This window comes from Streptoverticillium olivoreticuli subsp. olivoreticuli (assembly GCF_003391135.1).
Classification (GTDB): Bacteria; Actinomycetota; Actinomycetes; order Streptomycetales; family Streptomycetaceae; genus Streptomyces; species Streptomyces blastmyceticus.
In genome coordinates, this window is sequence record NZ_CP031455.1 from 7,296,477 (window position 1) to 7,322,612 (window position 26,136).

Annotated in this window: 21 protein-coding genes and 1 pseudogene; 10 read left to right on the plus strand and 12 right to left on the minus strand. The window is 69.0% G+C overall.

The genetic code is table 11. From position 1 onward, the window contains the following. Window positions 1–13 precede the first annotated feature (13 nt). The 6 genes from DXZ73_RS38470 to DXZ73_RS38475 form a co-directional block, all read right to left on the minus strand. Window positions 14–187 carry a ribosome modulation factor gene (locus DXZ73_RS38470; RefSeq protein WP_162890397.1) on the minus strand — a complete coding sequence of 58 codons (174 nt, stop codon included), beginning with the start codon at window positions 185–187 and terminating at the stop codon, window positions 14–16. Window positions 188–277: 90 nt separating this feature from the next. Further along, window positions 278–1,537 (minus strand): hypothetical protein, encoded by a 1,260-nt coding sequence (locus tag DXZ73_RS31690; protein WP_240351580.1) that lies wholly within the window; start codon window positions 1,535–1,537, stop codon window positions 278–280. Between the two features lie 107 nt (window positions 1,538–1,644). Further along, window positions 1,645–1,980: a hypothetical protein gene (locus tag DXZ73_RS31695; protein ID WP_116214404.1), complete on the minus strand. Its 336-nt coding sequence runs from the start codon at window positions 1,978–1,980 to the stop codon at window positions 1,645–1,647. A 31-nt stretch (window positions 1,981–2,011) separates the two neighbouring features. Continuing rightward, window positions 2,012–2,281 carry a hypothetical protein gene (locus DXZ73_RS31700; RefSeq protein WP_116214405.1) on the minus strand — a complete coding sequence of 90 codons (270 nt, stop codon included), beginning with the start codon at window positions 2,279–2,281 and terminating at the stop codon, window positions 2,012–2,014. Window positions 2,282–2,479: 198 nt separating this feature from the next. Next, complete coding sequence (acnA, locus tag DXZ73_RS31705) at window positions 2,480–5,194, minus strand: aconitate hydratase AcnA (protein ID WP_116215995.1); 2,715 nt, start codon at window positions 5,192–5,194, stop codon at window positions 2,480–2,482. A 210-nt stretch (window positions 5,195–5,404) separates the two neighbouring features. Continuing rightward, window positions 5,405–5,578: a hypothetical protein gene (locus DXZ73_RS38475; RefSeq protein WP_162890398.1), complete on the minus strand. Its 174-nt coding sequence runs from the start codon at window positions 5,576–5,578 to the stop codon at window positions 5,405–5,407. 325 nt (window positions 5,579–5,903) lie between these two features. Here DXZ73_RS38475 and DXZ73_RS31710 point away from each other — a divergent pair, with 325 nt between their 5' ends. After that, complete coding sequence (locus DXZ73_RS31710) at window positions 5,904–7,433, plus strand: helix-turn-helix domain-containing protein (RefSeq protein WP_116214406.1); 1,530 nt, start codon at window positions 5,904–5,906, stop codon at window positions 7,431–7,433. Window positions 7,434–7,443: 10 nt separating this feature from the next. Here DXZ73_RS31710 and DXZ73_RS31715 read toward each other — a convergent pair whose 3' ends face one another. The 4 genes from DXZ73_RS31715 to DXZ73_RS31730 form a co-directional block, all read right to left on the minus strand. Continuing rightward, window positions 7,444–7,638 (minus strand): DUF397 domain-containing protein, encoded by a 195-nt coding sequence (locus tag DXZ73_RS31715; RefSeq protein WP_116214407.1) that lies wholly within the window; start codon window positions 7,636–7,638, stop codon window positions 7,444–7,446. After that, window positions 7,622–8,467: a helix-turn-helix domain-containing protein gene (locus tag DXZ73_RS31720; RefSeq protein ID WP_116214408.1), complete on the minus strand. Its 846-nt coding sequence runs from the start codon at window positions 8,465–8,467 to the stop codon at window positions 7,622–7,624. Before DXZ73_RS31720 ends, DXZ73_RS31715 begins: the two co-directional genes overlap by 17 nt. A 60-nt stretch (window positions 8,468–8,527) precedes the next feature. Next, window positions 8,528–9,568: an FG-GAP repeat domain-containing protein gene (locus tag DXZ73_RS31725; protein WP_116214409.1), complete on the minus strand. Its 1,041-nt coding sequence runs from the start codon at window positions 9,566–9,568 to the stop codon at window positions 8,528–8,530. Between the two features lie 89 nt (window positions 9,569–9,657). Beyond that, complete coding sequence (locus tag DXZ73_RS31730; RefSeq protein ID WP_116214410.1) at window positions 9,658–13,623, minus strand: GH92 family glycosyl hydrolase; 3,966 nt, start codon at window positions 13,621–13,623, stop codon at window positions 9,658–9,660. A 416-nt stretch (window positions 13,624–14,039) separates the two neighbouring features. On the opposite strand from DXZ73_RS31730, the gene ngcE reads away from it, so the two are divergent. From ngcE to DXZ73_RS31750, 3 genes are read left to right on the plus strand one after another with little or no spacing between them, the layout of a single operon-like run. Continuing rightward, complete coding sequence (gene ngcE / locus DXZ73_RS31740) at window positions 14,040–15,485, plus strand: N-acetylglucosamine/diacetylchitobiose ABC transporter substrate-binding protein (RefSeq protein WP_116214412.1); 1,446 nt, start codon at window positions 14,040–14,042, stop codon at window positions 15,483–15,485. 38 nt (window positions 15,486–15,523) lie between these two features. After that, the gene (locus DXZ73_RS31745; RefSeq protein ID WP_116214413.1) at window positions 15,524–16,447 is read left to right on the plus strand and encodes a carbohydrate ABC transporter permease; all 924 of its coding nucleotides are present in this window, start codon (window positions 15,524–15,526) and stop codon (window positions 16,445–16,447) included. An 11-nt stretch (window positions 16,448–16,458) separates the two neighbouring features. Then, window positions 16,459–17,379, plus strand: coding sequence for a carbohydrate ABC transporter permease (locus DXZ73_RS31750; protein WP_116214414.1), 921 nt, complete (start codon window positions 16,459–16,461; stop codon window positions 17,377–17,379). Window positions 17,380–17,439: 60 nt separating this feature from the next. On the opposite strand, the gene DXZ73_RS31755 is transcribed toward DXZ73_RS31750, so the two are convergent. Beyond that, a complete protein-coding gene (locus tag DXZ73_RS31755; RefSeq protein ID WP_116214415.1) occupies window positions 17,440–17,841 on the minus strand; it encodes an ATP-binding protein in 402 nt (133 codons plus the stop codon). A gap of 146 nt (window positions 17,842–17,987) precedes the next feature. On the opposite strand from DXZ73_RS31755, the gene DXZ73_RS31760 reads away from it, so the two are divergent. The 6 genes and pseudogenes from DXZ73_RS31760 to DXZ73_RS31785 all read left to right on the plus strand — a co-directional run bounded on the left by DXZ73_RS31760 (window position 17,988) and on the right by DXZ73_RS31785 (window position 23,844). Next, the gene (locus tag DXZ73_RS31760) at window positions 17,988–18,836 is read left to right on the plus strand and encodes a helix-turn-helix domain-containing protein (protein ID WP_116214416.1); all 849 of its coding nucleotides are present in this window, start codon (window positions 17,988–17,990) and stop codon (window positions 18,834–18,836) included. Beyond that, the gene (locus DXZ73_RS31765) at window positions 18,833–19,087 is read left to right on the plus strand and encodes a DUF397 domain-containing protein (protein WP_116214417.1); all 255 of its coding nucleotides are present in this window, start codon (window positions 18,833–18,835) and stop codon (window positions 19,085–19,087) included. Before DXZ73_RS31760 ends, DXZ73_RS31765 begins: the two co-directional genes overlap by 4 nt. 139 nt (window positions 19,088–19,226) lie before the next feature. Beyond that, a pseudogene (locus DXZ73_RS31770) lies at window positions 19,227–20,424 on the plus strand (ROK family transcriptional regulator). Window positions 20,425–20,600: 176 nt separating this feature from the next. Beyond that, window positions 20,601–21,704, plus strand: a complete 1,104-nt coding sequence (locus tag DXZ73_RS31775) for a substrate-binding domain-containing protein (RefSeq protein WP_205519267.1) — start codon at window positions 20,601–20,603, stop codon at window positions 21,702–21,704. A 35-nt stretch (window positions 21,705–21,739) separates the two neighbouring features. Beyond that, the gene (locus DXZ73_RS31780) at window positions 21,740–22,552 is read left to right on the plus strand and encodes an ATP-binding cassette domain-containing protein (RefSeq protein ID WP_116215997.1); all 813 of its coding nucleotides are present in this window, start codon (window positions 21,740–21,742) and stop codon (window positions 22,550–22,552) included. Next, window positions 22,549–23,844, plus strand: coding sequence for a sugar ABC transporter permease (locus DXZ73_RS31785; protein WP_116214418.1), 1,296 nt, complete (start codon window positions 22,549–22,551; stop codon window positions 23,842–23,844). The genes DXZ73_RS31780 and DXZ73_RS31785 overlap by 4 nt, the downstream gene beginning before the upstream one ends. 152 nt (window positions 23,845–23,996) lie before the next feature. On the opposite strand, the gene DXZ73_RS31790 is transcribed toward DXZ73_RS31785, so the two are convergent. After that, window positions 23,997–26,000, minus strand: a complete 2,004-nt coding sequence (locus DXZ73_RS31790; protein ID WP_338059147.1) for a putative Ig domain-containing protein — start codon at window positions 25,998–26,000, stop codon at window positions 23,997–23,999. Window positions 26,001–26,136 lie beyond the last annotated feature (136 nt).

A 26,136-nucleotide genomic window follows, 5' to 3' on the forward strand; every position in this document is an offset into this window, starting at 1 on the left:
GGCCCCGGGTGGGTCAGCCCTCGCCGTCCGCCGCCGCGCGCTCCTCGCGTGCCGCGGCGAACCCGCGCAGCCACGCGGCCCGCAGCGGATCCCCGGGGCTGTACGGACAGTCGCCCGTCCCCTCCCCGAGCTCGAAGGCCAGCCGCCCCTCCTTGGGCGCCACCACCAACTCGGCACGCGTCGCCATACCGGTCACTCCCTTCCAAATCCGCCGCGTTCGCGCTGTTCGCGTCAGATGCCGCGGAGTTCTTCGGCCGACCTTGATGACCTCATGATCTCAGACGCCCGGGCGGCGGCTCGCGACCAGGCGCACGGCCAGGCGGAGAAGCGACCGCGCGGGCCGCCCCAGTGCCAGCGCGAGCCCGGCGACGGGAAGCGTGAGCAGCACGATCTGGAGGCATGCCGAGACCAGCCCGAGGGTGGGGTAGCCGGCCGTACCGGCCTTCTCCGCCAGCAGGTTGACGGTCCGCCAGTCCGCCCGGAGCAGCTGGGGCAGATTGACGATCATCATGCCCAGCTGGAGGACGAGCACCGGCACCAGGAAGACGACCCACACCGCGACGACGATCTGCGGCCATCGCTTGAGCGCCCGCAGCCGGTCGTCCTGCGGGCGGCGGAGCACCAGCCGCTTCAGGATGGGCGCGATGTATTTGAAGAGGTCGGGAATGCCGACCAGGTCCGCGACGATGTAGTAGCCGTCGAACCGCAGTGTGGGCAGGAGCTGCTGGATCATCTCCAGGTGGACGGAGATGATCGCCACGAGGAGGAGCGGGCTGCCGCTCGTTGTGTACAGCGCGAGCAGGCCGAGGACGAAGAGCGCGTTGAAGTAGACGCCGCCCAGGTCGGCCCGGATCCGCCCGGCGCGCCCCAGCCGGTACGAATCGGTGATGTCCGTGTAGAAGGCGGGCCACACCAGATAGATGCCGCAGCCCATCGCACCCGGCCGCGCGCCTCCGTAGCGGCATGCCGCGCCGTGGCCCATCTCGTGGAACACGCAGGAGGCGATGGCCAGGAGGACGACGAGCAGCACGTCGGCCGGGGAGGAGAGGACCGCCCGCAGGGCGGCCCCGGTGTCCTGGGACATCCACAGCCATACCTCGCCGCCGACGAACGTACCGAGAGCGCCGAGCACCGGCACCGGGTGGAACAGCCAGGCGAACAGGCCGGAGAGAAACCACGTGGCGCGCTGCGGCAGTACCGCCAGCCGGAAGCGGAAGGCCAGGAAGGGGTCGTTCTTCCGCATGGGCGGGGGCGGTGAGCCGTCGCTGTAGGTCGTCAGGCCGAGCGGGACGAGCTTCTCGTCGATGAGGAAGACGATGTGTTCCGCGGTGAAACCCCGCCCCGTCTCCCGGCTGAGCCGCTCGGCGACGCGTTCCAAGGGCTGCCCGTCGAGCGCGCGGGCGACTTGGTAGAGCAGGGACGGCAGACGCACGACCTGCCCGTCCGGGCGGCAGACCAGGTGGGGCGGCTCGCGGTAACCGGAGTCCTCGAACTCGCCGACCAGTTCCGTGCCGGGCACCAGCGCGGGCAGTGACATGGGTGCTCTCCGTAGGGGGACAGAGTGCGGGGGAGGGCCGGACGCGCCCGGCCCTCCCCCGCGCGTACGACGTGCGGGTGACGTGCGTACGACGGACCGCTGTGCGATCAGTGGCTGGAGATGGCCGCCGGGGTGCAGGTCACGCCGGAGGCGGGGTTCTCGGAGCCCAGGCCGAGCGAGCCCAGCAGACCCGGGGTGCCCTGCCGGTCGATGGACTGGCAGGCCGAGAGGATCGTGGTGCCGTGGTCGCTCGGGGCGGGGGCGTTCACGACTCCGCCCCCGGCCGACGCGGAGCTGCTGCTGGCGCTGCCGGCGCCCGATCCGGAGCCGCCGTCGCCGTCGCCGAAGCCGAGCGGGGTGGCCATGATGCCCATGACGGTCCGCTCGGGCAGCACTTCGCCCGTCACATTGTCGAGTTCCTCGAAGCTGATGGGGTTGTCCATTCCATTCCCCTTCCGTAAGTGCCTGAATGGCTCAATGACTGGAGATGGCCGCGGGAACGCACGTCGCCGTATAGCCGGGGTCCCTTGAGGCGAGTCCCAGGAAGACGAGGAGCGGAGGATTTCCCGCGTGCTGCCGGTACTGGCAGGCGTAGGCGACCGTCGTTCCGTGGTCGGACTTCACCATGGCCGGATACACCGGCTGGTCGGATCCCGCCGACATCACCCTCGACAGCACGAGCCGCGGGGGAAGCTCCTCGCCCGAAAGGCGTGCGAGCTCCCCGAAAGTGACGGCGGTTCCCATGAATATTTCCCTCCCTGGGGAGCGATGTCTCCCGGCATCGACCCCTGCCGGAGACTAACCAGGAGTGGAATGCCCGACACTTCCCCAACGCCCCGATCACCCTTACGAGTTGGGGCGCCTCGCGAGGTTGCCGAACGCGACGAGGGCCGCACCCCGTGCGAAACGGGGTGCGGCCCTCAACCGTGTATACGGAACTGCTTACTTGCGGATCAGCGAGCGCAGCACGTACTGCATGATGCCGCCGTTGCGGTAGTAGTCCGCCTCGCCGGGGGTGTCGATGCGGACGACCGCGTCGAACTCGACGCCCGTGTCGGTGGTGACCTTGACCGTGCGCGGGGTGATGCCGTTGTTCAGCTCGGTCACACCGGTGAAGGTGAAGGTCTCCTCGCCGGTCAGGCCCAGGGACTCCGCCGTGGCGCCCTCGGGGAACTGCAGGGGCAGGACGCCCATGCCGATGAGGTTCGAGCGGTGGATGCGCTCGTAGGACTCGGCGATGACGGCCTTGACGCCGAGCAGCGCGGTGCCCTTGGCGGCCCAGTCGCGGGACGAGCCGGAGCCGTACTCCTTGCCGGCCAGGACGACCAGCGGGATGCCCTGCTCGATGTAGTTGCGCGAGGCGTCGTAGATGAACGAGACCGGCGCGCCATCCTTGGTGAAGTCGCGGGTGAAGCCGCCCTCCGTGCCCGGCGCGATCTGGTTGCGCAGGCGGATGTTGGCGAACGTACCGCGGATCATGACCTCGTGGTTGCCGCGGCGGGAGCCGTAGCTGTTGAAGTCACGACGCTCGACACCGTGCTCGGTGAGGTACTTGCCGGCCGGGGTGTCGGCCTTGATGGCACCGGCCGGGGAGATGTGGTCGGTGGTGACCGAGTCGCCCAGCTTGGCCAGGACGCGGGCACCGGCGATGTCGGTGACCGGGGTGGTCTCCATCGTCATGCCCTCGAAGTACGGGGGCTTGCGGACGTAGGTGGACTCGGTGTCCCACTCGAAGGTGTTGCCGGTCGGGATCGGCAGCGCCTGCCACTGGGCGTCGCCCGCGAAGACGTCCTGGTAGGACTTGTTGAACATGTCCTCGCCGATGGCGTTGGCCACGACGTCGTTGACCTCGGCCTCGGAGGGCCAGATGTCCTTGAGGAAGACCGGGTTGCCGTCGGTGTCGGTGCCCAGGGCGTCCTTGGTGATGTCCACCTTCATGGAACCCGCGAGGGCGTACGCGACGACCAGCGGCGGGGAGGCCAGGTAGTTCATCTTGACGTCGGGGTTGATGCGACCCTCGAAGTTGCGGTTGCCCGAGAGGACGGACGTGACCGCGAGGTCGTGCTCGTTGACGGCCTTGGAGACCTCCTCCGGCAGCGGGCCGGAGTTGCCGATGCAGGTGGTGCAGCCGTAGCCGACGAGGTTGAAGCCGACCTTGTCGAGGTAGGGGGTCAGGCCCGCCTTGTCGAAGTAGTCGGTGACGACCTTGGAGCCCGGGGCGAGCGTGGTCTTGACCCACGGCTTGCGGGTCAGGCCCTTCTCGACCGCCTTCTTGGCCACGAGCGCCGCGGCGACCATGACGTAGGGGTTCGAGGTGTTGGTGCAGGAGGTGATCGCGGCGACGGTGACGGCGCCGTGGTCGATCTCATAGGTGGTGCCGTCGGGGGCCGTGACCGTGGTCGGGCGGGACGGGACACCGTTGGCGGCGGCCGGGGAGTCGGAGGCCGGGAAGGACTCCTTGCCCGCCTCGTCGTCGTCCTCGACGTAGTTGCGGACGTCCAGCGCGAACTGCTGGGCGGCGTTGGCCAGGATGATGCGGTCCTGCGGGCGCTTCGGGCCGGCGATCGACGGGACGACCGTCGAGAGGTCCAGCTCGAGCTTCTCGGAGAAGTCCGGCTCGGCGGCCGGGTCCAGCCACAGGCCCTGCTCCTTGGCGTACGCCTCGACCAGCGCGACCTGCTGCTCGGAGCGGCCGGTGAGCTTCAGGTACTTCAGCGTCTCGCCGTCGATCGGGAAGATCGCGGCGGTGGAGCCGAACTCCGGCGACATGTTGCCGATGGTGGCGCGGTTGGCCAGCGAGGTGGCGGCGACGCCCTCGCCGTAGAACTCGACGAACTTGCCGACGACACCGTGCTTGCGCAGCATCTCGGTGATGGTCAGCACCAGGTCGGTGGCGGTGGTGCCGGCCGGCAGCTCGCCGGTCAGCTTGAAGCCGACGACGCGCGGGATCAGCATGGAGACCGGCTGGCCGAGCATCGCGGCCTCGGCCTCGATGCCGCCGACGCCCCAGCCCAGCACGCCGAGACCGTTGACCATCGTGGTGTGCGAGTCGGTGCCGACGAGGGTGTCGGGGTACGCCTGGCCGTTTCGGACCATGACCGTGCGGGCCAGGTGCTCGATGTTCACCTGGTGGACGATGCCGGTGCCCGGGGGGACGACCTTGAACTCGTCGAAGGCGGTCTGGCCCCAGCGCAGGAACTGGTAGCGCTCCTTGTTGCGGCCGTACTCCAGCTCGACGTTCTGGCCGAAGGCGTCCTTCGTGCCGAACTTGTCGGCGATGACGGAGTGGTCGATGACCAGCTCGGCCGGGGCCAGCGGGTTGATCTTCGCCGGGTCGCCGCCGAGCTCCTTGACGGCCTCACGCATGGTGGCGAGGTCCACGACACAGGGCACGCCGGTGAAGTCCTGCATGATCACGCGGGCCGGCGTGAACTGGATCTCCTGGCTGGGCTGGGCCTGGGAGTCCCAGCCGCCGATCGCGCGGATGTGGTCGGCGGTGATGTTCGCGCCGTCCTCCGTGCGGAGCAGGTTCTCCAGCAGCACCTTCAGGCTGTAGGGAAGGCGCGCGGCGCCCTCGACCTTGTCCAACCGGAAGATCTCGTACGACTCGTCGCCCACGTGCAGCGTGCTGCGGGCGTCGAAGCTGTTCGCCGACACGACAGTCTCCTTCATGCATGAATTCGCGTACTGCGGCAATCCTGCCGTCACGGGTTCGCGCCAATCCGATAAGGTGTGCCTTAGTTAGGCATGCCTTACTGGCGCGACAGCGGTACGCCTCTCGGCAGATATCTCGATGTCGAGATAACTCTAGTACATCGCCGAGGGGCGGTCATGTCCCGGCAGGTGCCGAAAGGCCCCGGCGGGCCGTCACCGGCTGTCGTCGGAGTCGTCCCGGTCGGCGCGCGAGCCCTCGTCGCCCGCCTCTCTGCCGCGCTGCCGCTCCTGCCGGTGCTGACGTTCCTGACGCTCCTGCTCCTGGGCGCCGAGCGTCTCCTCCGTCATGTCGTCCACGTAGCGCGGGTCGCGTTCCCTGTCGGCCATGCCTGCTCTCCTCGGCCTCTCCTCGGCGGGGTGGATCAGGTGGGGCGGGCTCCGCCCCGGATCAGCGTGGCACGGGGGCCTTCGGGTGCGCATTTCGGGCGATCCCGCGCCTCGCGGGCCGGCCGCCCCCGGCGCACGGCAGCGGGCCCCCGCTCGCGGAGGTGCCCGGTGCGCCCGACGGGCGGGAAAGGGGTGACGGCCGCGTCTGGCCGCAGGTCACACGGGGAAAGCAAAGACCGTCAGGAATACGACACAACACGGCCGGCCGGGCACGGGAACCGGCCCCCGCAGGAAGTAATCTCATATCTGAGATACCGTCTGACTCATGACAGACGCCTACCTCGCCCGCATCGGCAAGCTCATCCGTGACGCGCGGCAGCACCGCGGCTGGACGCAGTCCCAGCTCGCAGAGGCGCTCGGCACCAGCCAGAGCGCCGTCAATCGCATCGAGCGGGGAAATCAGAACATCAGCCTTGATATGATCGCCAGGATCGGCGAGGCGCTGGACAGCGAGATCGTCTCCCTCGGATACGCGGGCCCGATGCATCTGAGGGTCGTCGGCGGCCGCCGCCTCTCCGGCGCCATCGACGTCAAGACCAGCAAGAACGCCTGTGTGGCGCTGCTGTGCGCGACCCTCCTGAACGCGGGCCGCACGACGCTGCGCCGGGTCGCCCGGATCGAGGAGGTCTACCGGATCCTGGAGGTCCTCGGCAGCATCGGCGTCCGGGCCCGCTGGATCAACGACGGCAACGACCTGGAGATCGTCCCGCCCGCCGAGCTGGACCTCGCCGCGATGGACACCGAGGCCGCCCGCCGCACCCGCAGCGTGATCATGTTCCTCGGCCCGCTGCTGCACCGGATGGACCACTTCAAGATCCCGTACGCCGGCGGCTGCGACCTCGGCACCCGGACCGTGCAGCCGCACATGACGGCCCTGCGGCACTTCGGCCTGGAGGTCACCGCCACCGACGGCACCTACCACGCACAGGTCGACCGTTCGGTCGCACCCACCCGGGCGATCGTGCTGACCGAGCGCGGCGACACCGTCACCGAGAACGCGCTCCTGGCGGCCGCCCGCCACGACGGCGTCACCGTCATCCGCAACGCCAGCTCCAACTACATGGTCCAGGACCTCTGCTTCTTCCTGGAGGAGCTGGGCGTCAAGGTCGAGGGCATCGGCACGACCACCCTCACCGTGCACGGCGTGGCCACCATCGACCGGGACGTCGACTACGCGCCCTCCGAGGACCCGGTGGAGGCCATGAGCCTGCTGGCCGCCGCCGTCGTCACGGAGTCCGAGCTGACGATCCGCCGCGTCCCCGTGGAGTTCATGGAGATCGAGCTCGCCGTCCTGGAGGAGATGGGCCTCGACCACGAGCGCAGCCCCGAGTACGCGGCGGACAACGGCCGTACGCGCCTGCTCGACCTGACCGTGCGCCCCTCCAAGCTGCGGGCGCCGATCGACAAGATCCACCCGATGCCGTTCCCCGGCCTCAACATCGACAACGTGCCGTTCTTCGCGGCCATCGCCGCGGCCGCGCAGGGCCAGACCCTCATCCACGACTGGGTCTACGACAACCGCGCCATCTACCTCACCGACCTCAACCGTCTCGGCGCCGACGTCAAGCTCCTCGACCCCCACCGCGTCCTCGTCGAGGGACCGACCCGCTGGCGCTCGGCGGAGATGATGTGCCCGCCCGCCCTGCGCCCCGCCGTGGTCGTCCTGCTGGCGATGATGGCGGCGGAGGGCACGTCGGTGCTGCGCAACGTCTATGTGATCAACCGCGGTTACGAGGACCTCGCGGAGCGGCTCAACTCGATCGGCGCGCAGATCGAGATCTTCCGCGACATTTGAGCCATGCCCGTTACCGGACGGCGTGGATGAAGGTCGTCCACGCCGTGGGCGGGAAGAAGAGGACGGGGCCGTCGGGGGACTTGCTGTCGCGGACGGGGACGGTGCCGGGGAGGTTGGCGGCGACTTCGACGCACAGGCCGCCATCTCCGTTGCTGTAGGACGACTTGCGCCAGTTCGCGTCGGCTAAATCATTGGTGGTGCCCATGTGCCATCCAGTCCTTGGCCGTTGAATCGATCAGGGCCTGTGATGCCTCTGGCGACAGCGCGGTGGCCCTGGCCAGATCGTAGGCTGATCGGAATCGCGCGACCAGGGCCGGTTCCTCGATGAGTTGGCCTGTGTATGCACCCTCGGTGTAGACAACAGGAGGCGCGTCACTGAAATCCATCAGCCAGACGCACATGTCCAGGAACGGATGCGGTCCGGCGGCGAACGGCATCACCTGGAGCAGGACATTGGGATGGGCTTGAAGCGTTTGCACAACATGGGTTAGCTGTTCCCCCATGGCCTTGGGGCCACCGACGGGCACGCGAAGGGCGGCCTCATGGAGGATGCCCCAGAGGATCGGAGCATCAGGCCCATCGAGCAGCTTCGCACGCTCCATGCGGTCGCTGACGTACTCCTCCACCACCTGTTGTGGGGCGAAGCGCTGCGAGCCCCGGATGAGCGCACGTGCGTATGCCTCCGTCTGCAGCACACCCGGTACAACCATGGGCGCGTAGAGGCTGATTGTCTTTGCCTGCTGCTCCAGTTCCGCCGCGTCGGCCGCGTATTCCGGAACTCTCGACGTCCGGGCCAGGCGGCAGAGCCGCTGCAGATGCTCGCCGCTGTCAAGCACATCGTCGAGGAGCTCGGAGATTTCCAACTGCGGCCTTCGGACGGCCGCTTCGAATTGGCCGATGTACGCACCGGAGCAGAAGACGCGACGTCCGAGCTGCTCCTGCGTGAAGCCGGCCGCCTCACGCAGGCGTCGCAGCTCGGACCCGTAGAACGTACGGGGGTCGCTGTACGGGTCGGTATTCCTGGGCTGGGTCACCTACCCACGGTAGTCCGGAAGTTCCGGCCCGTAATGGCGATCTCGTGCAGTGACGTTACGTCAGAACAGCATCCCGTACTGGTTCCAGCCGGAGTTGCCGATCTTGACCCTGTACTCGAACGGCTGGGACGCCTTGCCCGTGCCGCGGTAGAGCCACAGAGCACCGTCCTTGTCACGGGCGATCAGGTCGGCCTTGCCGTCCTGGTCCACGTCACCGGTGGCCACCAGCTTGTTGAACTGGTTCCAGCCGCCGCCGATGCGCTGCTTGGTCTCGAACGGCTTGGTGTAGTCGCCGGTGCCCTTGTAGAGCCACAGCACGCCGTCCTTGTCGCGGGCGACGATGTCGGTCTTGCCGTCACCGGTGAGGTCGCCGCGGCCCTGGATCTCGGTGTACTGGTTCCAGCCCGGACCGACCTTCTTGCGGCCCGTCAGGGTGCCGTCGGGGTAGGCCAGGTAGAGCCACAGGACACCCTCGCGGTCGCGGACCAGGATGTCGGACTCGCCCCCGCCGCCCAGGTTGCCGGGGGAGATGAACTGGTCGTACTGGCCCCAGTCGTCCGCCACGATCTTCGAGCTGTCGGCGGTGGCGTAGATGATGTTCTGGGCGTTGTCGCGGACGTAGAGCGCCTCGCTCAGGCCGTCCCGGTCGTGGTCGACCCGCGCCGCGGCGTTGATCTTGCTCCAGCCGTTGGTGACGTACTCCTTGGGCGTGATGCCGCCCTTGCCGTCGGGCCAGTAGAAGTAGAGGTCGTCGGAGTTGACGGCGCTCAGCGGGAAGAACGGGGCCTCGGCGGACGGGCCGTCGGCCTTGACCTTGCCGCGCGGGGCCGCCAGGCGCGAGGCAATGGCCTTGGGGGCCTGGGCGCCCGACTTGGGGTAGTCGCCGGACTTCGCCTCGCCGCGCAGCGCCGCGAGGCGGTGCGCGGCGGAGGTGTCGGCGGAGAGCTTGGCCGCGGACTTGGCCGCGCCCGAGGCGGGAGAGGCGGAGGGGCTGTCGGCCATGGCCGTGCCGGCGGTGGTGCCGAGCAGGGCGGCGGCTATGGCCGCGGTCGCGATGCGGCGTGCGGCGACGCCGCGCGTACGGCCGGGGAGATGAGCCACGTGGGTCTCCAGAAAGTCTCAGGTGAGAGCGGCGGCCCCAATCCGGGACCGCCGCCGAACCCCATGATCTTTCACATTTTCTTTACCTGTCAATCACTGTGTGTGGATCTCGGACCGATCAGCTCGATCTCTGCGAGTGTGCCCTCACCGGCCAGTGTCTCCAGGCGGTAGTGGTGGAAGGAGCCCGGAGTGTGCACCGTGAAGACCCGGGTCTGCCGGTCCCAGGCGAAGGACTCGCCCGTGCGCCGGTCGACCTCCGTCCAGCTCTCGCCGTCCGCCGAGCCCTTGAGGACCCAGCCGCCCGGAGCCTTGGCGCGGTCGGCCGACGTGAGGGTGTACGAGGTCACGCGCGAGCCGGACGGCACCTCCAGGGGAGCCACGGTGAAGGACGCCTCCGTGGCCGAGGTGTTGTCCGTCAGGGGCGAGGTGCCCGGTGCCGTCAGATCGCCCTCCGGCTCCGGCACCGCGTCGTCGTGGGTCAGGGAGGTGGGGCCCGCGTCCCGGCCGCTGCCCCACGCGGAGGGCCGGGGGCCCATGGTGAACTCCAGCGTCCCGCCGTTCGCCACCACGGAGTGCGGGAGCGCCGTGGAGGCCCACTTCTTGCCGTTGACCCGCAGCCCCTGCACATAGACGTTCCGGGCGCTGTTGCCCGGCGCCTTCACGACCAGGTCGCGGCCGTTCTCCAGGTGGACGGTGGCCCGGGTGAACAGCGGGGACCCGATCGCGTACTCCCCGCTGCCCATCACCAGCGGATAGAACCCGAGGGCGCTGAAGACGTACCACGCCGACATCTCGCCGTTGTCCTCGTCGCCCGGGTACCCCTGGCCGATCTCGCTGCCGAGGTAGAGGCGGGACATCACCTCGCGGACCTTCTCCTGCGTCTGCCAGGGCTGCCCCGCCGCGTCGTACATGTAGGCGATGTGGTGCGAGGGCTGGTTGCTGTGGCCGTACATGCCCATCCGGACGTCCCGGGCCTCGGTCATCTCGTGGATGACGCCGCCGTACGAACCGGCGAACTCGGGCGATCCGGTCTCGGGCGTGCGGAAGAAGGTGTCGAGCTTGCGCGCCAGGCCGTCGCGGCCGCCGTAGAGGTTGGCCAGACCCCTGCTGTCCTGCGGGACCGTGAAAGCGAAGTTCCAGCCGTTGGTCTCGGTGTAGTCGTGGCCCCAGACGCGCGGGTCGTACTGCTTGGGCGTCAGCCGCCAAGCGCCGGAGGGGTCCTTGCCCTGGAAGAAGCCGACGGCCGGGTCGAAGAGCTTGACGTAGTTCCGGGCGCGGTTCAGGAAGTAGTGGGACTCCTCCCGGTAGCGGACCTTGTGGGTCTTCTCGTAGAGGGCCTGGCCCATCCGCCCGAGGCCGAAGTCGTTGATGTAGCCGTCCATCGCCCAGGACATGCCCTCGCGCGTCGTGGTGCTGGTGTAGCCGAGGAAGGTGGAGGTCTCCATGCCCTTGCGGCCCACGCCGGGGTTGGGCGGCGCCACCGTGGCGTTCTTGAGCGCCGCCGCGTACGCCGCCTCGGCGTCGAAGTCGACGCCCTTGGCGTAGGCGTCGGCGAAGGCGACGTCCGAACTGGTGCCGGTCATCAGGTCGGCGTAGCCGGGGGAGGACCAGCGGGAGATCCAGCCGCCGTCCTTGTACTGCTGGACGAAGCCGTCCACGAGCTTCCCCGCCCGCTTCGGGGTCAGGAGCGCGTAGGCGGGCCAGGTGGTGCGGTAGGTGTCCCAGAAGCCGTTGTTGACGTAGACCTCGCCGTCGACGATCTTCGCGCCGGTACGGGTCGGGGTGGACTCGCCGGCGGGCGGGGCGAAGGGGCTGGCGTACCGGCTGCGCGGGTGTGCGGCCGAGCCGGTGTTCTCGAAGCCCGAGTTGGGATAGAGGTAGAGGCGGTAGAGGTTGGAGTAGAGCGTGGTGAGCTGGTCCCGGCTCGCGCCCTCGACCTCGATCCGGCCGAGGACGGCGTCCCACGCGTCGCGGGCGCGGTCGTGTACGTCCGCGAAGGAGGTGCCGGCCGGGATCTCCTGGTCGAGGTTGGCCTTCGCCTGGTCGACACCGATGAGGGAGGTCGCGATGCGCAGCGTGACCGTACGGTCCTGGCCGGGCTTGAAGCGCAGATAGCCGGTGACGCCGTCGCCCCGGGTGCCCTCGCCGCCCGTGCGCTGCACGCCGTCCGGGTCGGCCGAGCTGATCGCGCTGCCCGGGAGGTCCGGAGGGCCGCCCAGCTTGCCGCCGGCGGTGACGGGCGCGTCGAAGACGCCGTAGACGAAGAGCCGCCCGGCGCCGGTGGACAGCCCGCTGCGCACATCCGAGTAGCCGGTGATCACGCCGTGGTCGGGGTCGAGGGTCAGGCCCCCCTGATCCCGGACGTTGTCAAGGATGACGCTGGCGTTCTCACCCGGAAAGGTGAAACGCATCAGCGCGGCATGGTCGCTGGGGACGATCTCCGACTTCAGCCCGTTGTCGAAGGTGACGCCGTAGTAGTGCGGCTTCGCGATCTCACGGGAGTGGTGGAAGGGGAGGGCGCGGGCCGTCCGCCCGGCATCCGGGGTGCCGGTGGCGGCCGACGGCATGACCTGGAAGGTCTGCCGGTCGCCCATCCAGGGGCTCGGCTCATGGCCGGCGCTGAACGCCTGGATGGTCGGGAGGTTGTCGGCGTTGTTGGCGGCGGCGTACTGGTAGAGCCAGTCCGTCGAGCCGGCGTTGGTGACGGGGGTCCAGAAATTGAAACCATGGGGCACGGCCGTGGCGGGGAAGGTGTTGCCGCGGGAGAAGGTCGAGCTGGAATGCGTGCCGCGCGTGGTGACGGCGTAGTCCGCCGGGTGCGCCGCGGGCTTCTCCGCGGGGGCGGGCGCGAGCGAGATGTCGTCCACCCACCCGCGGAATTTCGCCGGGCCGACGGGGGAGTCGTAGGCGATCAGCACCCGGGCGACCGTCTTGCCCGCGGCGACCGCGCCGATCCGCGACTCCTTGGCGTTCCACTGATTGACATAGAGGGTCTTGGACTCGGCCTGTCCCTGCGGTGTGAGGGGCGCGCCGTGCTGGTCGACCGCGCCCAGTCCGCTCAGATAGGTGCCGTCGGTGAAGGCGAGGTCGAGCGCGGCATGGGTGGCCGGATAGCGCGGGTCGGCCTCGGGCATCGAGGGGAAGATCTTGTAGGAGAGCAGGGTCTCCGGGGTGACCTTCACCTTCACGGCGAAGATCTTGTTGTAGGCGTAGGCATGGCCGGTGGCCCGGTGTCTGCCTCCGTAGCGCAGGGCGTGGGTGCCGGTGAAGCCGGCGCGTGGCTTGGCCGTCGGCGAGCCGGTGGGTCCGCTGTCGACGTAGCTGCGCATGTCCGGGGGCGGGGGGCCGCCGGTGTCCGCGGTCGCGAGCTGGAGCTCTGCCAGCTGGGTGATGCCGTCCCCGCCGTTGCGGGTTATGTCCAGCCGGTACTGCCGGTAGGAGGCGCGGTTGGCGAAGGAGAACTCCTTGGTCTGGAGGCGCTTTTCGAAGGAGACGTCCTTGCGGCTGTCCAGCACCGTCCAGCTGTGTCCGTCGTCGGAGCCCTGGAGCGTCCAGTCCCTGGGGTCCCGGCCGGGGGCGTCGTTGGCGGAGGTCAGCGCGTAGCGCACGGTCGTCACCGGCTCGGACAGCTCGAATTCCAGCCAGGGGGTCCGGTCGAAGACGAGCCACTTGGTCGTGGGCTCGCCGTCGATCAGGTTCTCCTTGACCTCCCCGGCCCCGGCGTTCTCCCCGCTAGCCCGGACGGCGGTGACCTTGTCGGTGACATTGCCCGGGATGCCCGCGGCGTCGCTGCCGTCTATCCCGGCGGCCCGCCGCCGTCCGTCGGGGCCGGTCTCGACCGCGTTGCGCCAATCGGGCTGCGGCTCACCCGGCTCGAAGGAGGAGCCGAAGCGCTGGGACGCGGCCTCGGCCCGTGCGGCGGCCGCCGAGGCCATGGCCGCCGCGCCCTGCGGGGTCTGAGTGGCCGTCACCACCAGGGCGGCCGCGAGGAGGGCCAGGGGGCGGGTGATTGTACGCCACCGGTGGCGGGATCCCTGTCGCCGACTCTGCCGCATCCCTTGCCTCTCCACGAAACCGACAACGTTGTCAACCGAGTAGCGCAGAGACAAGTAGGGCGTGAGACGCCAGTGGTGTCAAGGGTTCGGATGTTGGTGTCGCCGTGGGGCGGCATGGGTTGGGGAGGTCTCAACTCGGGAAAGACTGACGGTCAAAGCCGCTTTCGATCTTGCCCAGTTGATGTGAAGTGGACTATACCTGTCGGCGTCCGGGGCGGCCGCAGGCCGTCGCGGCGGATCCGGGGGAGAACGGCGGCCGGGGGCGCCGTGGGAGCGGCACCGATCCCGGGGAACACCCAGCACACCAAGCTTCAACTGACCCGCGGTGTCGGGCCCTTCGTCCATGACCGGTTCGCACGGTTCGCAAGGGGAGACCGCCACACCGCCTGAGTCCTGGAGAAGGCGAGGACTTGAGCATGGGATCCACCTCAGCATTCAGTCGGCGTGATCTGGTCAAGCGGACCGCGGCACTCGGCCTGATCGCAGTGCCGTCGATGAGTGTGCTCACCGCATGCGCCACCGGGGGCGGCAGCGACGACAACAGCAGTGCCGACAAGGGCGATCAGGGCAAGAAGTCGGAGAAGAATCCGCTCGGCGTCAAGAACGGCGCCCCGCTCGACGCGTTCATCTTCAAGGGCGGCCTCGGCGATCAGTACGCCAAGGACGCCGAGGCCGACTACAAGACCACGTACGGCGCCGAGGTCAAGCACACCGGCACCCAGCAGATCGGCCCCAAGCTCCAGCCCCGCTTCGCCGGTGGCAATCCGCCGGATGTCATCGACAACTCCGGTGCCGACCACCTGGACATGAACAAGCTGTCCTCGCAAGGGCAGTTGCTCGACCTCACCCCGCTGCTCGACGCCGCGTCGCCGGACGACCCCAAGAAGAAGGTCCGGGACATCCTCTATCCGAGCGCCATCGAGAAGGGCAAGCACAAGGACGCCTTCGACGTCCTCTATTACGCCTTCACCGTCTACGGCACCTGGTATTCCCAGAAGCTGCTGAGTGACAAGGGCTGGGCCTATCCGAAGTCCTTCGATGACATGATCAAGCTCTGCGAGGAGATCAAGAAGGCGGGCGTCGCGCCCTGGACCTATCCGGGCAAGTACCCGTACTACGTCCACTTCAATATCTTCCCGCAGATCGCCAAGATCGGCGGCCTGGAGAAGTGGATCGCGATCGACAACCTGGAGCCCAACGCCTGGACCTCCAACGACGCGGTCAAGCAGGTCATCGGGCACTACGAGGAGCTCGCCGCCAAGGGGTATTTCCTCGAGGGCAGCCAGGGTCTGACCCACATTCAGGCGCAGACCTCCTGGACCAAGGGCAAGGCCGTCTTCATCCCCAACGGCTCCTGGGTGGAGAACGAGGCGACCCCGACCACCCCCAAGGACTTCGGCATGGCCGTCGGCGCGCTCTTCGACGGCGGCTCCGGCGACAAGATGCCGCACGGCACGGTGCGCGCCGAGCCCAGCGAGCCGTTCATCGTGGCGAAAGCGGGCAAGAACCCCGTGGGCGGCATGGAGCTGCTGCGCATCATGCTCTCCAAGAAGCACGCGCAGAACTTCGCGCAGAAGGTCCATTCCCTCACCAGCAACATGCAGGGCGCGGAGGGTGCTTCACTCTCCCCGGGCCTGGCCTCCGCGGCGAAGGCCGTCAAGGACGCGGGCGGCAACCAGAACCTGCTGATGATCCAGTTGCAGGAGTGGTACCCCAAGCTGACGGACGAGAAGATGGGCGGCCTGACCAGCCAGCTGCTCACCGGTGACCTCAAGGCCGCCGAGTGGATCAAAAAGACGCAGCAGTACGCGGACGAGACCGCCAAGGACAGCTCCGTCACCAAGTTCCACCGGTCGGCCTGACGCGTCCGGCGGCCGACGAGGAAGGGCCGGGAGGCAGCATGCAGCACGGCAAGTACCGGTTCATCGCGGGGTTCCTGGCCCTGCCGCTGGCCGTCTACGCGATCTTTGTGATCTCGCCGTTCGTCCAGGCGTTCCAGATCGCGATGACCGACTGGAGCGGTCTCAAGGGCGCGGCGAAATACATCGGGTTCGACAACTACGACAAGCTCGTGCACAGCGACGAGTTCTGGAACGCGCTCAAGCACAACGTCATCATGCTGGTGCTCGTGCCGGTCGTGACGCTGGCGCTCGGGCTGTTCTTCGCCTTCATGCTCAATGTCGGCGGCAGGTCCCGGCGGGGCGCGGTGGTCACCGGGGTGCGGGGGTCGAAGTTCTATAAATTCGTCTTCTTCTTCCCCCAGGTCATCTCCATCACCATCATCTCGGTGATCTGGTTCAACATCTACAACCCGGATCCCTCGGACGGCATGCTCAACTCCCTGCTGGGGGCGGTGGGCCTGGACTCCCTGCAGAGCGCCTGGCTGGGGGAGAAGAGCATCGCCCTGGCCTGCATCATGCTCGTGATGATCTGGGCGAACGTCGGCTTCTACGTGGTCCTCTTCTCGGCGGCCATGGCCTCCATCCCGCGGGACATCTACGAGGCGGCGCTGCTGGACGGCGCCGGCCGCGCCCACACCTTCTTCCGGATCACCCTGCCGCTGCTGTGGGACACCGTGCAGACCGGCTGGGTCTACATGGGCATCATCGCGATGGACGCCTTCGCGCTGGTGCAGATCATGTCGGTGAACATGGGAGGACCGGACGGCGCGACGGACGTCGTCCCGCTGCGGCTCTATCAAACCGCCTTCCGCGACAGCCAATTCGGCTATGCGTCGGCCATGGGCATCGCCATGCTCATCGTGACTCTGCTGTTCGCCGTGCTCACCATGCGCTTCGCGCGTCGTGAGCGGATCGAGTTCTAGGGGTACGACGAATGACGACGGAAGCAGGCGCGGTACCCGCGAAGGAAACGGCCGCGGCCGAGCGGCGGGGCGGCCGGGAGAGGTGGCGCCGCCGCCCGGAGGGCGCGGTGCTCAACGTCTTCTCGCACGGCATTCTCATCGTCTGGGCGCTCATGGTGGGTCTGCCACTGATCTGGGTGCTGTGGAGTTCCTTCAAGAGCAGCGGTGACATCCTCGGCTCGCCCTGGTCGCTGCCGCGCTCGTTCCACTTCGAGAACTGGGCGCACGCCTGGGAACGGGCCAACATCGGCCGGTATTTCGGCAACACCATCATCGTCGTGGGCTGTTCGGTCATCGGGACGATGGTGCTCGGCTCGATGGCGGGCTATGTGCTGGCCCGCTTCTCCTTCCCCGGCAACCGCTTCATCTACTACCTTTTCGTGGCCGGGATGTCCTTCCCGGTCTTCATGCTGGTCATTCCGCTGTTCTTCGTGCTGCGCGACTTTCCCGGAGTGACCCTGCTGGCGACATACCCCGGGCTGATCCTGGTCTACATCGCCTTCTCGCTGCCCTTCACCGTCTTCTTCATGACGGCCTTCTTCCGTACGTTGCCGACCTCGGTCGCCGAGGCCGCGATGATCGACGGGGCCTCGCACACCCGGACGTTCTTCCAGGTCATGCTCCCGATGGCCAAGCCGGGCCTGATCAGCATCGGCATCTTCAATTTCCTGGGCCAGTGGAACCAGTACCTCCTGCCCATGGTCCTCAATCAGAACGAGCACCATTACGTCCTGACGCAGGGCCTCGCCCAGATCGCCCTCCAGCAGGGCTACGACGGGGACTGGGGCGGTCTGATGGCGGGCATGGTGATCGCCATGCTGCCGGTCCTCGTCGTCTATTTCCTCTTCCAGCGGCAGGTGCAGGCGGGCCTGACGGCGGGCGCGCTGAAATAGCCGCCGACGGCGCGCGCGGGCGTACGGACGGGCGCGGGGTGCCGCCACCGGGCCGGACGGTCAGTGGAGCGTGAACCAGACCGCCTTGCCGGGGCCCTGCGCGGCCGGGCGGACGCCCCAGGCCCTCGCGCAGCTGTCGATGAGGGTGAGCCCGCGGCCCGACTCGTCGTCCCAGCCCGCGTTGACGCGGGCCGGGACCTCGGGGCTGGTGTCGTGCACATCGACGCGCAGGATGCGCGAGCGGCAGCTGAGGTCCACGGTCACCGGGGATTTGGTGTGCACCACGCCATTGGTGACCAGTTCCGTGACCAACAGACAGGCGGTGTCGGCGAGGTCGAGGCGCCCGTGCTGTTGCAGCGCGAGCCGGAGAGAGCTGCGCACGATGCCGATCATCCAGGGCTGGGCAGGGATCCGGAGTGTGTACCACCAGTCGGCGGTGGCCAGTTGAGGGTCCTCGCACATTGCGGGCTCCGTTCGGGGGGTGGCTTCAAGAGTGGGATGGGATCGACCGCGAGTGCATAAATTCGGTGGGCTTTCGTCCCTGTGAGTGACTGTGCTCACCGGGTGTGTGCAGGCAGACTCTCTGCCCAAAGGAAGGGAGGATTGTCATGCCGCAGAAGCCCCCAACTATCCGCCAGAAGCGCCTCGGTGCGGAGCTCCGTAAGCTCCGTGAAGCGGCGGGTATGTCAGGTGAAGATGCCGCAGAGGCGCTGGAGTGCGGACAAGCCAAGATCAGCCGCATCGAGACCGGCACCAACGGGATTCGCCCGTTCGAGCTACGTGGTCTGCTGAAGGCCTACGGGGTGACCGATCGGGCGCTGGTCGAGTCGCTGGTGGACCTGGCCCGCGAGGGCCGCCGCCAGGGCTGGTGGAACCACTACGTGAGCGCCTTCCCCGGCATCGCCGACCTTGCGCACCTGGAGTCCAAGGCCGTCTCCGTCCAGGTCTGGCAGACCGTGCTCGTGCCCGGCCTCCTGCAGACCCCCGGCTATATGCGCGCGCTGTTCAAGGGCGGCAGGCACGGTTACGACGACGCCGGGACCGAGCGGTGCGTGGCGGCCCGTACCACCCGGCAGGCGGTGCTCGACAAGCCGGACGCCCCCGAGCTCACCGCGGTGGTCTACGAGGCGGCGCTGCGCGGCAGCGTCGGCGGGCCGGAGGTGATGCGGGGCCAGCTGGGACACCTCGTCGGCCTCGTGGAGGGCAAGCGGGCGCGGATCCAGGTGCTGCCGTTCGACGCGGGCGTGCACGGCGGACTGGACGGGCCGTTCGTCGTCTACGGACTGCTCGCGTCCGGGATGGACGTGGTGATGACGGACAGCCTCGCCGCGGCCGCCTATCTGGACCGCGAGGAGGACGTCCGGCGCTACCGGGCGCTCTTCGACTCGCTGCGCTCCCTCGCGCTCGACCCGGCCCCCTCACTGGTCATGATCAAGAAGTTGGCGGTACGGGCGTGACCGCCCGGCGCCCCGCGGCGCCCGCCACCCCGCTCCGGTGGCAGCGGTCCCGGTTCTCCGGCAGCGGCGGCGGCCAGGAGTGCCTGGAGGCGGCCGCCGGACCCGGCGGGCCGCGCTTCCGGGAGAGTGACCGGCCGCGTACCGTGCTGACGCCCGCACCCGGCGCCTGGGCGGCCCTGCTGCGGGCCGTGAAGTCCGGCGCCCTGGACGGGCACCGGCCCGCCCGGCCTCCGGGCCCGGGAGCTCGATAGGGTTCGAGGCCTTGACGGGAGTTACCCCGGACAGCTCAGCTTAGAGTTCATATGTTGTACGGATGGCTGGGCTCCAGTGCTGTGGCCCGGCCGCGGGGCGGCGGTCGTGCCGTACCCGGCGAGGCGGGAGTGAATGGGCGTGGAGACTCCGGGGTCGCAGTCGTCGCTGCACCGGGCCAACCTGGAGCGGGTCGTGCGTGCCGTGCGCATGGCGGGCTCGCTCACCCAGGCGGAGATCGCCCGCGCCACGGGCCTGTCGGCGGCCACGGTCTCCAACATCGTGCGGGAGCTGAAGGACGGCGGCACGGTCGAGGTCACCCCCACCTCCTCCGGCGGGCGCCGGGCCCGCAGCGTCTCCCTGTCCGGTGACGCCGGGATCGTCGTGGGGGTCGACTTCGGGCACACCCACCTGAGGGTGGCCGTCGGCAACCTCGCGCACCGGGTGCTGGCCGAGGACGCCGAGCCGCTGGATGTGGACGCCTCCGCCGCGCAGGGCCTGGACCGGGCCGAGCACCTGGTCAAGCGGCTGATCAAGGAGGCGGGCATCAACCCCGCCAAGATCGTCGGGGTGGGCCTGGGCGTGCCGGGCCCGATCGACGTCGCCTCCGGCACCCTGGGCTCGACCGCGATCCTGCCGGGCTGGGCGGGCACCAACCCCCGCGACGACCTCGCGGCCCGGATCGGCGTGCCCGTCTACGTCGACAACGACGCCAACCTCGGCGCCCTCGGCGAGCTGGTCTGGGGCGCGGGCCGGGGCGCGACCGACCTCGCGTACATCAAGGTCGCCAGCGGCGTGGGCGCCGGCCTGGTGATCAACGGGCAGATCTACCGGGGCCCGGGCGGCACCGCCGGCGAGATCGGGCACATCACGCTGGACGAGGCGGGCCCGGTCTGCCGGTGCGGCAACCGCGGCTGCCTGGAGACCTTCACCGCGGCCCGCTATGTGCTGCCCCTGCTCCATTCGGCCCACGGCACCGATCTGACCGTCGCCCGCATGGTGGAGCTCGCGCGCGGGCGACCCGGGCTGCCGACGGGTGATCGGGGACGTCGGCCGGCACATCGGCAGCGGCGTGGCCAACCTCTGCAACCTCCTCAACCCCAGCCGTGTCGTGCTCGGCGGCGATCTCGCGGACTCCGGCGAGCTGGTGCTCGCACCGATCCGGGAATCCGTCTCGCGGTACGCGATCCCCAGCGCCGCACGGCAGTTGGAGGTCGTGCCCGGCGCGCTGGGCGGCCGGGCCGAGGTGCTGGGCGCGCTGGCGCTCGTCCTGAGCGAGATGGGCGATTCGACGCTGCTGGACGATTCCCGGCCGGCGGACGCCCCGGTGCCGTCCTGACGGCCGTCAGCGTTTTCAGACGGCACGCCGCGCACGTATCTTGAGTTCACGCAGATAACGAATGGCATCGTTGCCATCTCGTTAAGGATTTACTTCTTGACGCCCCCTTGGGGGCCGAGTTGACTTCCAGCCACCTCGGCCGCAACGACGCGGCCTCGTCAGGGAGGTATCTGCAAGTGAACACGCATCTGCGGCGTGCTGCCGTGGCCGTGGCGGCCGTCTCGATGGCAGCGGGTCTCGCCGCCTGTGGCAGCGCCAAGCAAGCCGGTGGCGGGAACAAGAAGGAATCGAAGGGCTCGCTGACCATCGGCCTCCTTCTGCCGGAGAACCAGACCGCCCGCTACGAGCGGTTCGACAAGCCGCTGATCGAGAAGAAGATCAAGGAACTCGCGGGCACGCAGACGACGGTCCTCTACGAGAACGCCAAGCAGGACGCGTCGGTCCAGCAGCAGCAGGTCGACACAATGATCACCAAAAAGGTCGACGCGCTGATCGTGGACCCGGTGGACGCGAAGTCGATAGCGAGCTCGGTGAAGAAGGCGAACGACAAGGGAATTCCCGTCGTCGCCTACGACCGGCTGGCCGAGGGCCCCATCAAGGCGTACACCTCCGTGGACAACGAGCGTGTCGGGAAGATCCAGGGCGAATCGCTGCTGAAGGAGCTGGGCGACAACGCCTCCAAGGGCGACATCGTCATGATGAACGGTTCCGTCACCGACCCCAACGCCAAGATGTACAAGGACGGCGCCCACTCCGTGCTCGACGGGAAGGTCACGATCGGCAAGGAGTACGACACCAAGGAGTGGAAGCCGGAGAACGCCAACGAGAACATGAAGGGCGCCATCTCCTCGCTCGGCAAGGACAAGATCGTCGGCATCTACTCCGCCAACGACGGCATGGCGGGCGGCATCATCACCGCCCTCAAGAGCGCGGGCTTCGACAAGCTGCCGCCGGTGACCGGCCAGGACGCCGAGCTCTCCGCGGTCCAGCGCATCCTGGCGGACGAGCAGTTCATGAGCGTCTACAAGCCGTACAAGCCCGAGGCCGACGCCGCCGCCGAGATGGCCGTCGCCCTCGCCCAGGGCAAGAAGCTCGACGGCATCGCCAAGTCCACCGTGGACAGCGGCTCCGAGAAGAAGATCCCCTCCGTCATCGTCACCCCCTTCGCCCTCACCAAGCCCGACATCGCCCAGTACGTCGGCAAGGAGGGCTTCTTCAACCTGGACGAGATCTGCACCGCGAAGTACAAGGCGCAGTGCGACAAGGCCGGACTGAAGTAAGCCCCAGCGTCCCGCCGTTGAAGGCGGTGAAGGAGATGATGAACGTGTCCGCTACGCCCGTGCTGGCGTTGCGCGGGATCTCCAAGCGGTTCGGTGCCGTCCAGGCGCTCACCGATGTGGAGCTGGAGATCCGTTGCGGTGAGGTGGTCGCCCTGGTCGGTGACAACGGTGCCGGTAAGTCGACTCTGGTCAAGGCCATTGCCGGGGTCGGTCCCGCCGACGACGGTGTGATCGAGTGGGAAGGGCGGCCGGTCACCGTCGACCGGCCGCACACCGCCCAGGAGCTGGGTATCGCGACGGTCTACCAGGATCTCGCGCTGTGCGACAACCTCGATGTCGTCGGCAACCTCTTCCTCGGCCGGGAGATTGTCCGCGCCGGGGTGCTCGACGAGGTCGAGATGGAGCGCCGCGCCCGCGAGCTGCTCGCCACCCTGTCCATCCGGATCCCCAGTGTCCGTATCCCTGTCGCCTCGCTCTCCGGCGGGCAGCGGCAGACCGTCGCCATCGCCCGCTCGCTGCTGGGCGAGCCCAAGGTCGTCATCCTCGACGAGCCCACCGCGGCGCTGGGCGTCGAGCAGACCGCGCAGGTCCTCGACCTCGTCGAACGGCTGCGGGAGCGCGGCCTCGGCGTCATCCTCATCAGCCACAACATGGCCGACGTGCGAGCCGTCGCCGACCGGGTCGCGGTGCTCCGCCTCGGCTGCAACAACGGCACCTTCGAGGTGCGCGCCACCTCCCAGGAAGAGATCATCTCCGCCATCACCGGTGCCAACGACAACGCTGTCACCCGCCGTGAGGCACGTCGGCAGGGCGAGGGCGACAGCGAGACCGCGGAGGGGAACCAGTGAGCACGAATCCGTCCGAGTCCCGGGGCACCGAGCCCGCCGACGGCAACGGCCAGGCACCCGCCGAGGGCGCCGTCACCGCCGTCGACCCCCGCCTGCTGGTCAGGCAGGAAGGTTTCGCCGGCTACTGGAGCGAGTTCGGCCGCAAGCTGCGCAGCGGTGAGCTGGGCTCGCTGCCCGTGGTGGTCGGGCTGATCATCATCGCCATCGTCTTCCAGCTCCGGGACTCGGCCTTCCTGGGCGCGGAGAACCTCTCCAACCTCTTCGTCACCGCGGCCGGTACGGGTCTGATCGCGGTCGGCATCGTCTTCGTCCTGATCCTCGGCGAGATCGACCTGTCCGTGGGCTCCGTGAGCGGTCTGGCCGCCGCCGTGTTCGCCGTGCTCAACGTGAACCACGGCATGCCCGAATGGCTCGCGTTGGTGCTCGCGATCCTCTCGGGCGCGGTGATCGGCGCGCTGCACGGCTTCTTCTTCGCCCGGATCGGCGTGCCCGCGTTCGTGGTGACCCTGGCCGGCCTGCTCGGCTGGAACGGCCTGATGCTCCAGGTGCTCGGCTCCAACGGCACCATCAACCTCGACGACACCGGGCTCGTCGCCGACCTCACCAACCACTACTTCACCGACATCTCCGCGGCCTACGGCCTGGCGACCCTGAGCGTGGCCGCGTTCTTCCTGCTGTCCTTCCGCGACAGCAGGCGCCGCGAGGCGGCGGGCGTCCCCAGCAGGCCGCTCAGCGAGATCGTCCTGCGCACGGTGGCGCTGGCGGTGCCCGCCTATGTGGTGGCCTGGCTGTTCAACCAGTACAAGGGCCTGCCGCTGGCCGTGGTGATCTTCCTCGGGGTCGTGGTCGCCCTCGACTTCGTGCTGCGCCGCACCTCGTACGGGCGCAAGATCTTCGCGCTCGGCGGCAGCGTCGAGGCGGCCCGCCGGGCGGGCATCAATGTCTCGGCGATCCGCATCTCGGTCTTCGCGCTCTCCGGGACGATGGCGGCGCTCGGCGGGATGTTCCTGGCCTCGCAGATCAATGCCGCGAACCAGTCCTCCGGGGCGGGCAGCCTGCTGATGAACGCCATCGCGGCGGCCGTCATCGGCGGCACGAGCCTCTTCGGCGGCCGGGGCAAGACGTGGTCCGCCCTGTTGGGCGTCCTCGTCATCCAGTCCATCGCGTCGGGGATGGCGCTGCTGGGGATCGCGTCGGCGGTCCAGTACATGATCACCGGTGCGGTGCTGCTGGCCGCGGTCGTGATCGACTCGGTGTCGCGCCGCACGCAGCGCAGCGCGGGGCGCGCGTAGCGCGATGGGTGCCCCGAAGTGGGGTGCGGCTTCTGTCCTCAATCGCCGGACGGGCTGAATTCAGCCCGTCCGGCGATTGAGGACCGGGGTCCGGGGCGGAGCCCTGGTTTCGGGAAGGGGCGGGATCGGGGAAAGATCCCGCCCCACCCTCCTCAGCTCACATTCACCGCCGTGTCATCGATGACGAAATCCGTCGCGAGCGACGAGTCCTCCGTGCCGGTGAAGGTGAACGTCACCGTCTTGCCCGCGTACGCGGAGACGTCGAAGGACTTCTGCGCATAGCCACTGCCGCTGTCGAGGTTCGACCAGCTGCCCAGCTTCGCCGTCCCCGCCTGCAGCGTCAGCGTGTCGTAGGCCGTGCTCCCCGTCTCCTTCGTGTCGACGTGCAGCCAGAAGCTGAGCTTGGCGTGGCAGCCCGCCGGGATGGTCACGGTCTGCGCGAGCGTGTCGGTGTGGGCGCTGCCGTAGCCGTCGAGCCAGGCCTTCCAGGAGCCGGAGTGCGCGGGCTGTGACGCGCTGTTGTCGATCACGCCCGAGGTGGCGCTCCACGGCGCGGCCGTACCGGTCTCGAAGCCCGCGTTGCCCAGCAGCTGGGCCGCTGTGCAGCCGCCGCCCGTCGCGTTGACGGTCCAGGCGAAGGACGCGCTCCCGGTGGCCTTGGTGCTGTCCTGGGCGGTCACCGTGACGTTCGACGTGCCGGGGGTGGTCGGCGTGCCGCTGATGACGCCGGTCCTCGCGTCGATCGACAGCCCGGCGGGCAGCCCGGTGGCGCTGTAGGCGAGGGACTGGGCGGCGTCGGAGTCGGTGGCCCTGACCGGCAGGGAGACGGCCGTGCCGACCGTGCCGGTCTGGTCGCCGGGGCTGCTCACCGAGACGGTGTTGCCACCGGTCGAGGAGGAGACGAAGGCGCCGGTGCCGTTGGGGGTGCCGAGTCCGGTCGGGCCGTCGTAGCCGGTGCCCGCGGTGCACAGGTAGGACGGGCTGCAGCTGCCGTTGGCGCCGCTGGTGACGTCGTTGAGCGCGGAGGCGTGCGCGTAGGGGTACGAGGCCGGGTAGCTGCCCGCGGCGGGCGTGCCCGCGAGGGCGTAGACCGCGGCGATGATGGGCGAGGAGGCGCTGGTGCCGCCGTAGATGTTCCAGCCGCCCGCCTGGTACGTGTCGTAGACCGCGAGCCCGGTGGCGGGGTCGGCGACGGCCGAGACGTCCGCGACGGTCCGCTTCGCGCAGCCGGTGTCGTGCTGCCAGGCGGGCTTGTCGTCGTAGGCGGAGCAGCCGGAACCGGCGCCCTGGCCGCCCGCGCTCGATCCCCACACCGATTCGGTCCAGCCGCGCGCGGTGCCCGACCGGCTGAGCGAGGTGCCGCCCACCGCGGTCACGAACCGCGAGGCCGCGGGGTACTCGACGCCGTAGCCGCTGTCGCCGGAGCTGACGGTGATCGCGACGCCGGGGTGGTCGAAGTAGGAGGAGTCGGATGTCGGGTCGGTCGCGTCCTCGTTGCCGCCGTAGCTGTTGGAGACGTATTTGGCGCCCATGGTCACGGCGCGGTTCACCGCGGCGCCGAGGTCGTCCATGCTCGCGCTGTTCGCCTCGACCAGCAGGATGTGGCACTGCGGGCAGACGGCGCTGACCATGTCGACGTCGAGCGAGATCTCCCCGGCCCAGCCGGAGTCGGCCGTCGGGTAGGAGGTTCCGCCGTTCTGGTCGGCCTTCTTGAAGCAGCCGTTGGCGGTGGTGCACGCGGGCAGGCCGTACTGCGAGCGGTAGGTGGCCAGGTCCGCTTCCGCGTTGGGGTCGTCGTAGGCGTCGACGACGGCCACGGTGGTGCCGGAGCCCGCGCCGGCCGGCAGGGCGTACGCGCTGCGGAGGTCGCCCGGGCCGTAGCCGGAGGGCGTGATGTCCGCCGCGATGCCCCGGTGCTGCCGGACGTCCGTACGGGCCAGGGCGAGGCAGGCCATCCTGCCGGGCGCGGTGGCCTGGGAACAGAGCCGCTTGGTGTGGGCGGCGGTGGCGGTGTGCGGGGCCGCGGTGGCGGCCGGGGAGGCGGCTATCAGGCCGCCGGTGACGAGTGCCGCGAGCGAGAGCAGCGCGGTGGTGGCACGGCCCGCCGGCCGTCTGGAGCGGAAGGATCTCTTCGTCTGCCGTCTCTTGGCTTGCACGGAACAGCCCTCCATGGGGGGTCGGATGTCGCCCGTGAACGGAAGAGGCCGAGGAGGTGCCGACGAGGTCGCCGATTCCATGGGAAATGTCGAGTGCATGACAAATCCCCCCTCGGAAAAACGCCACCCCGGTGGG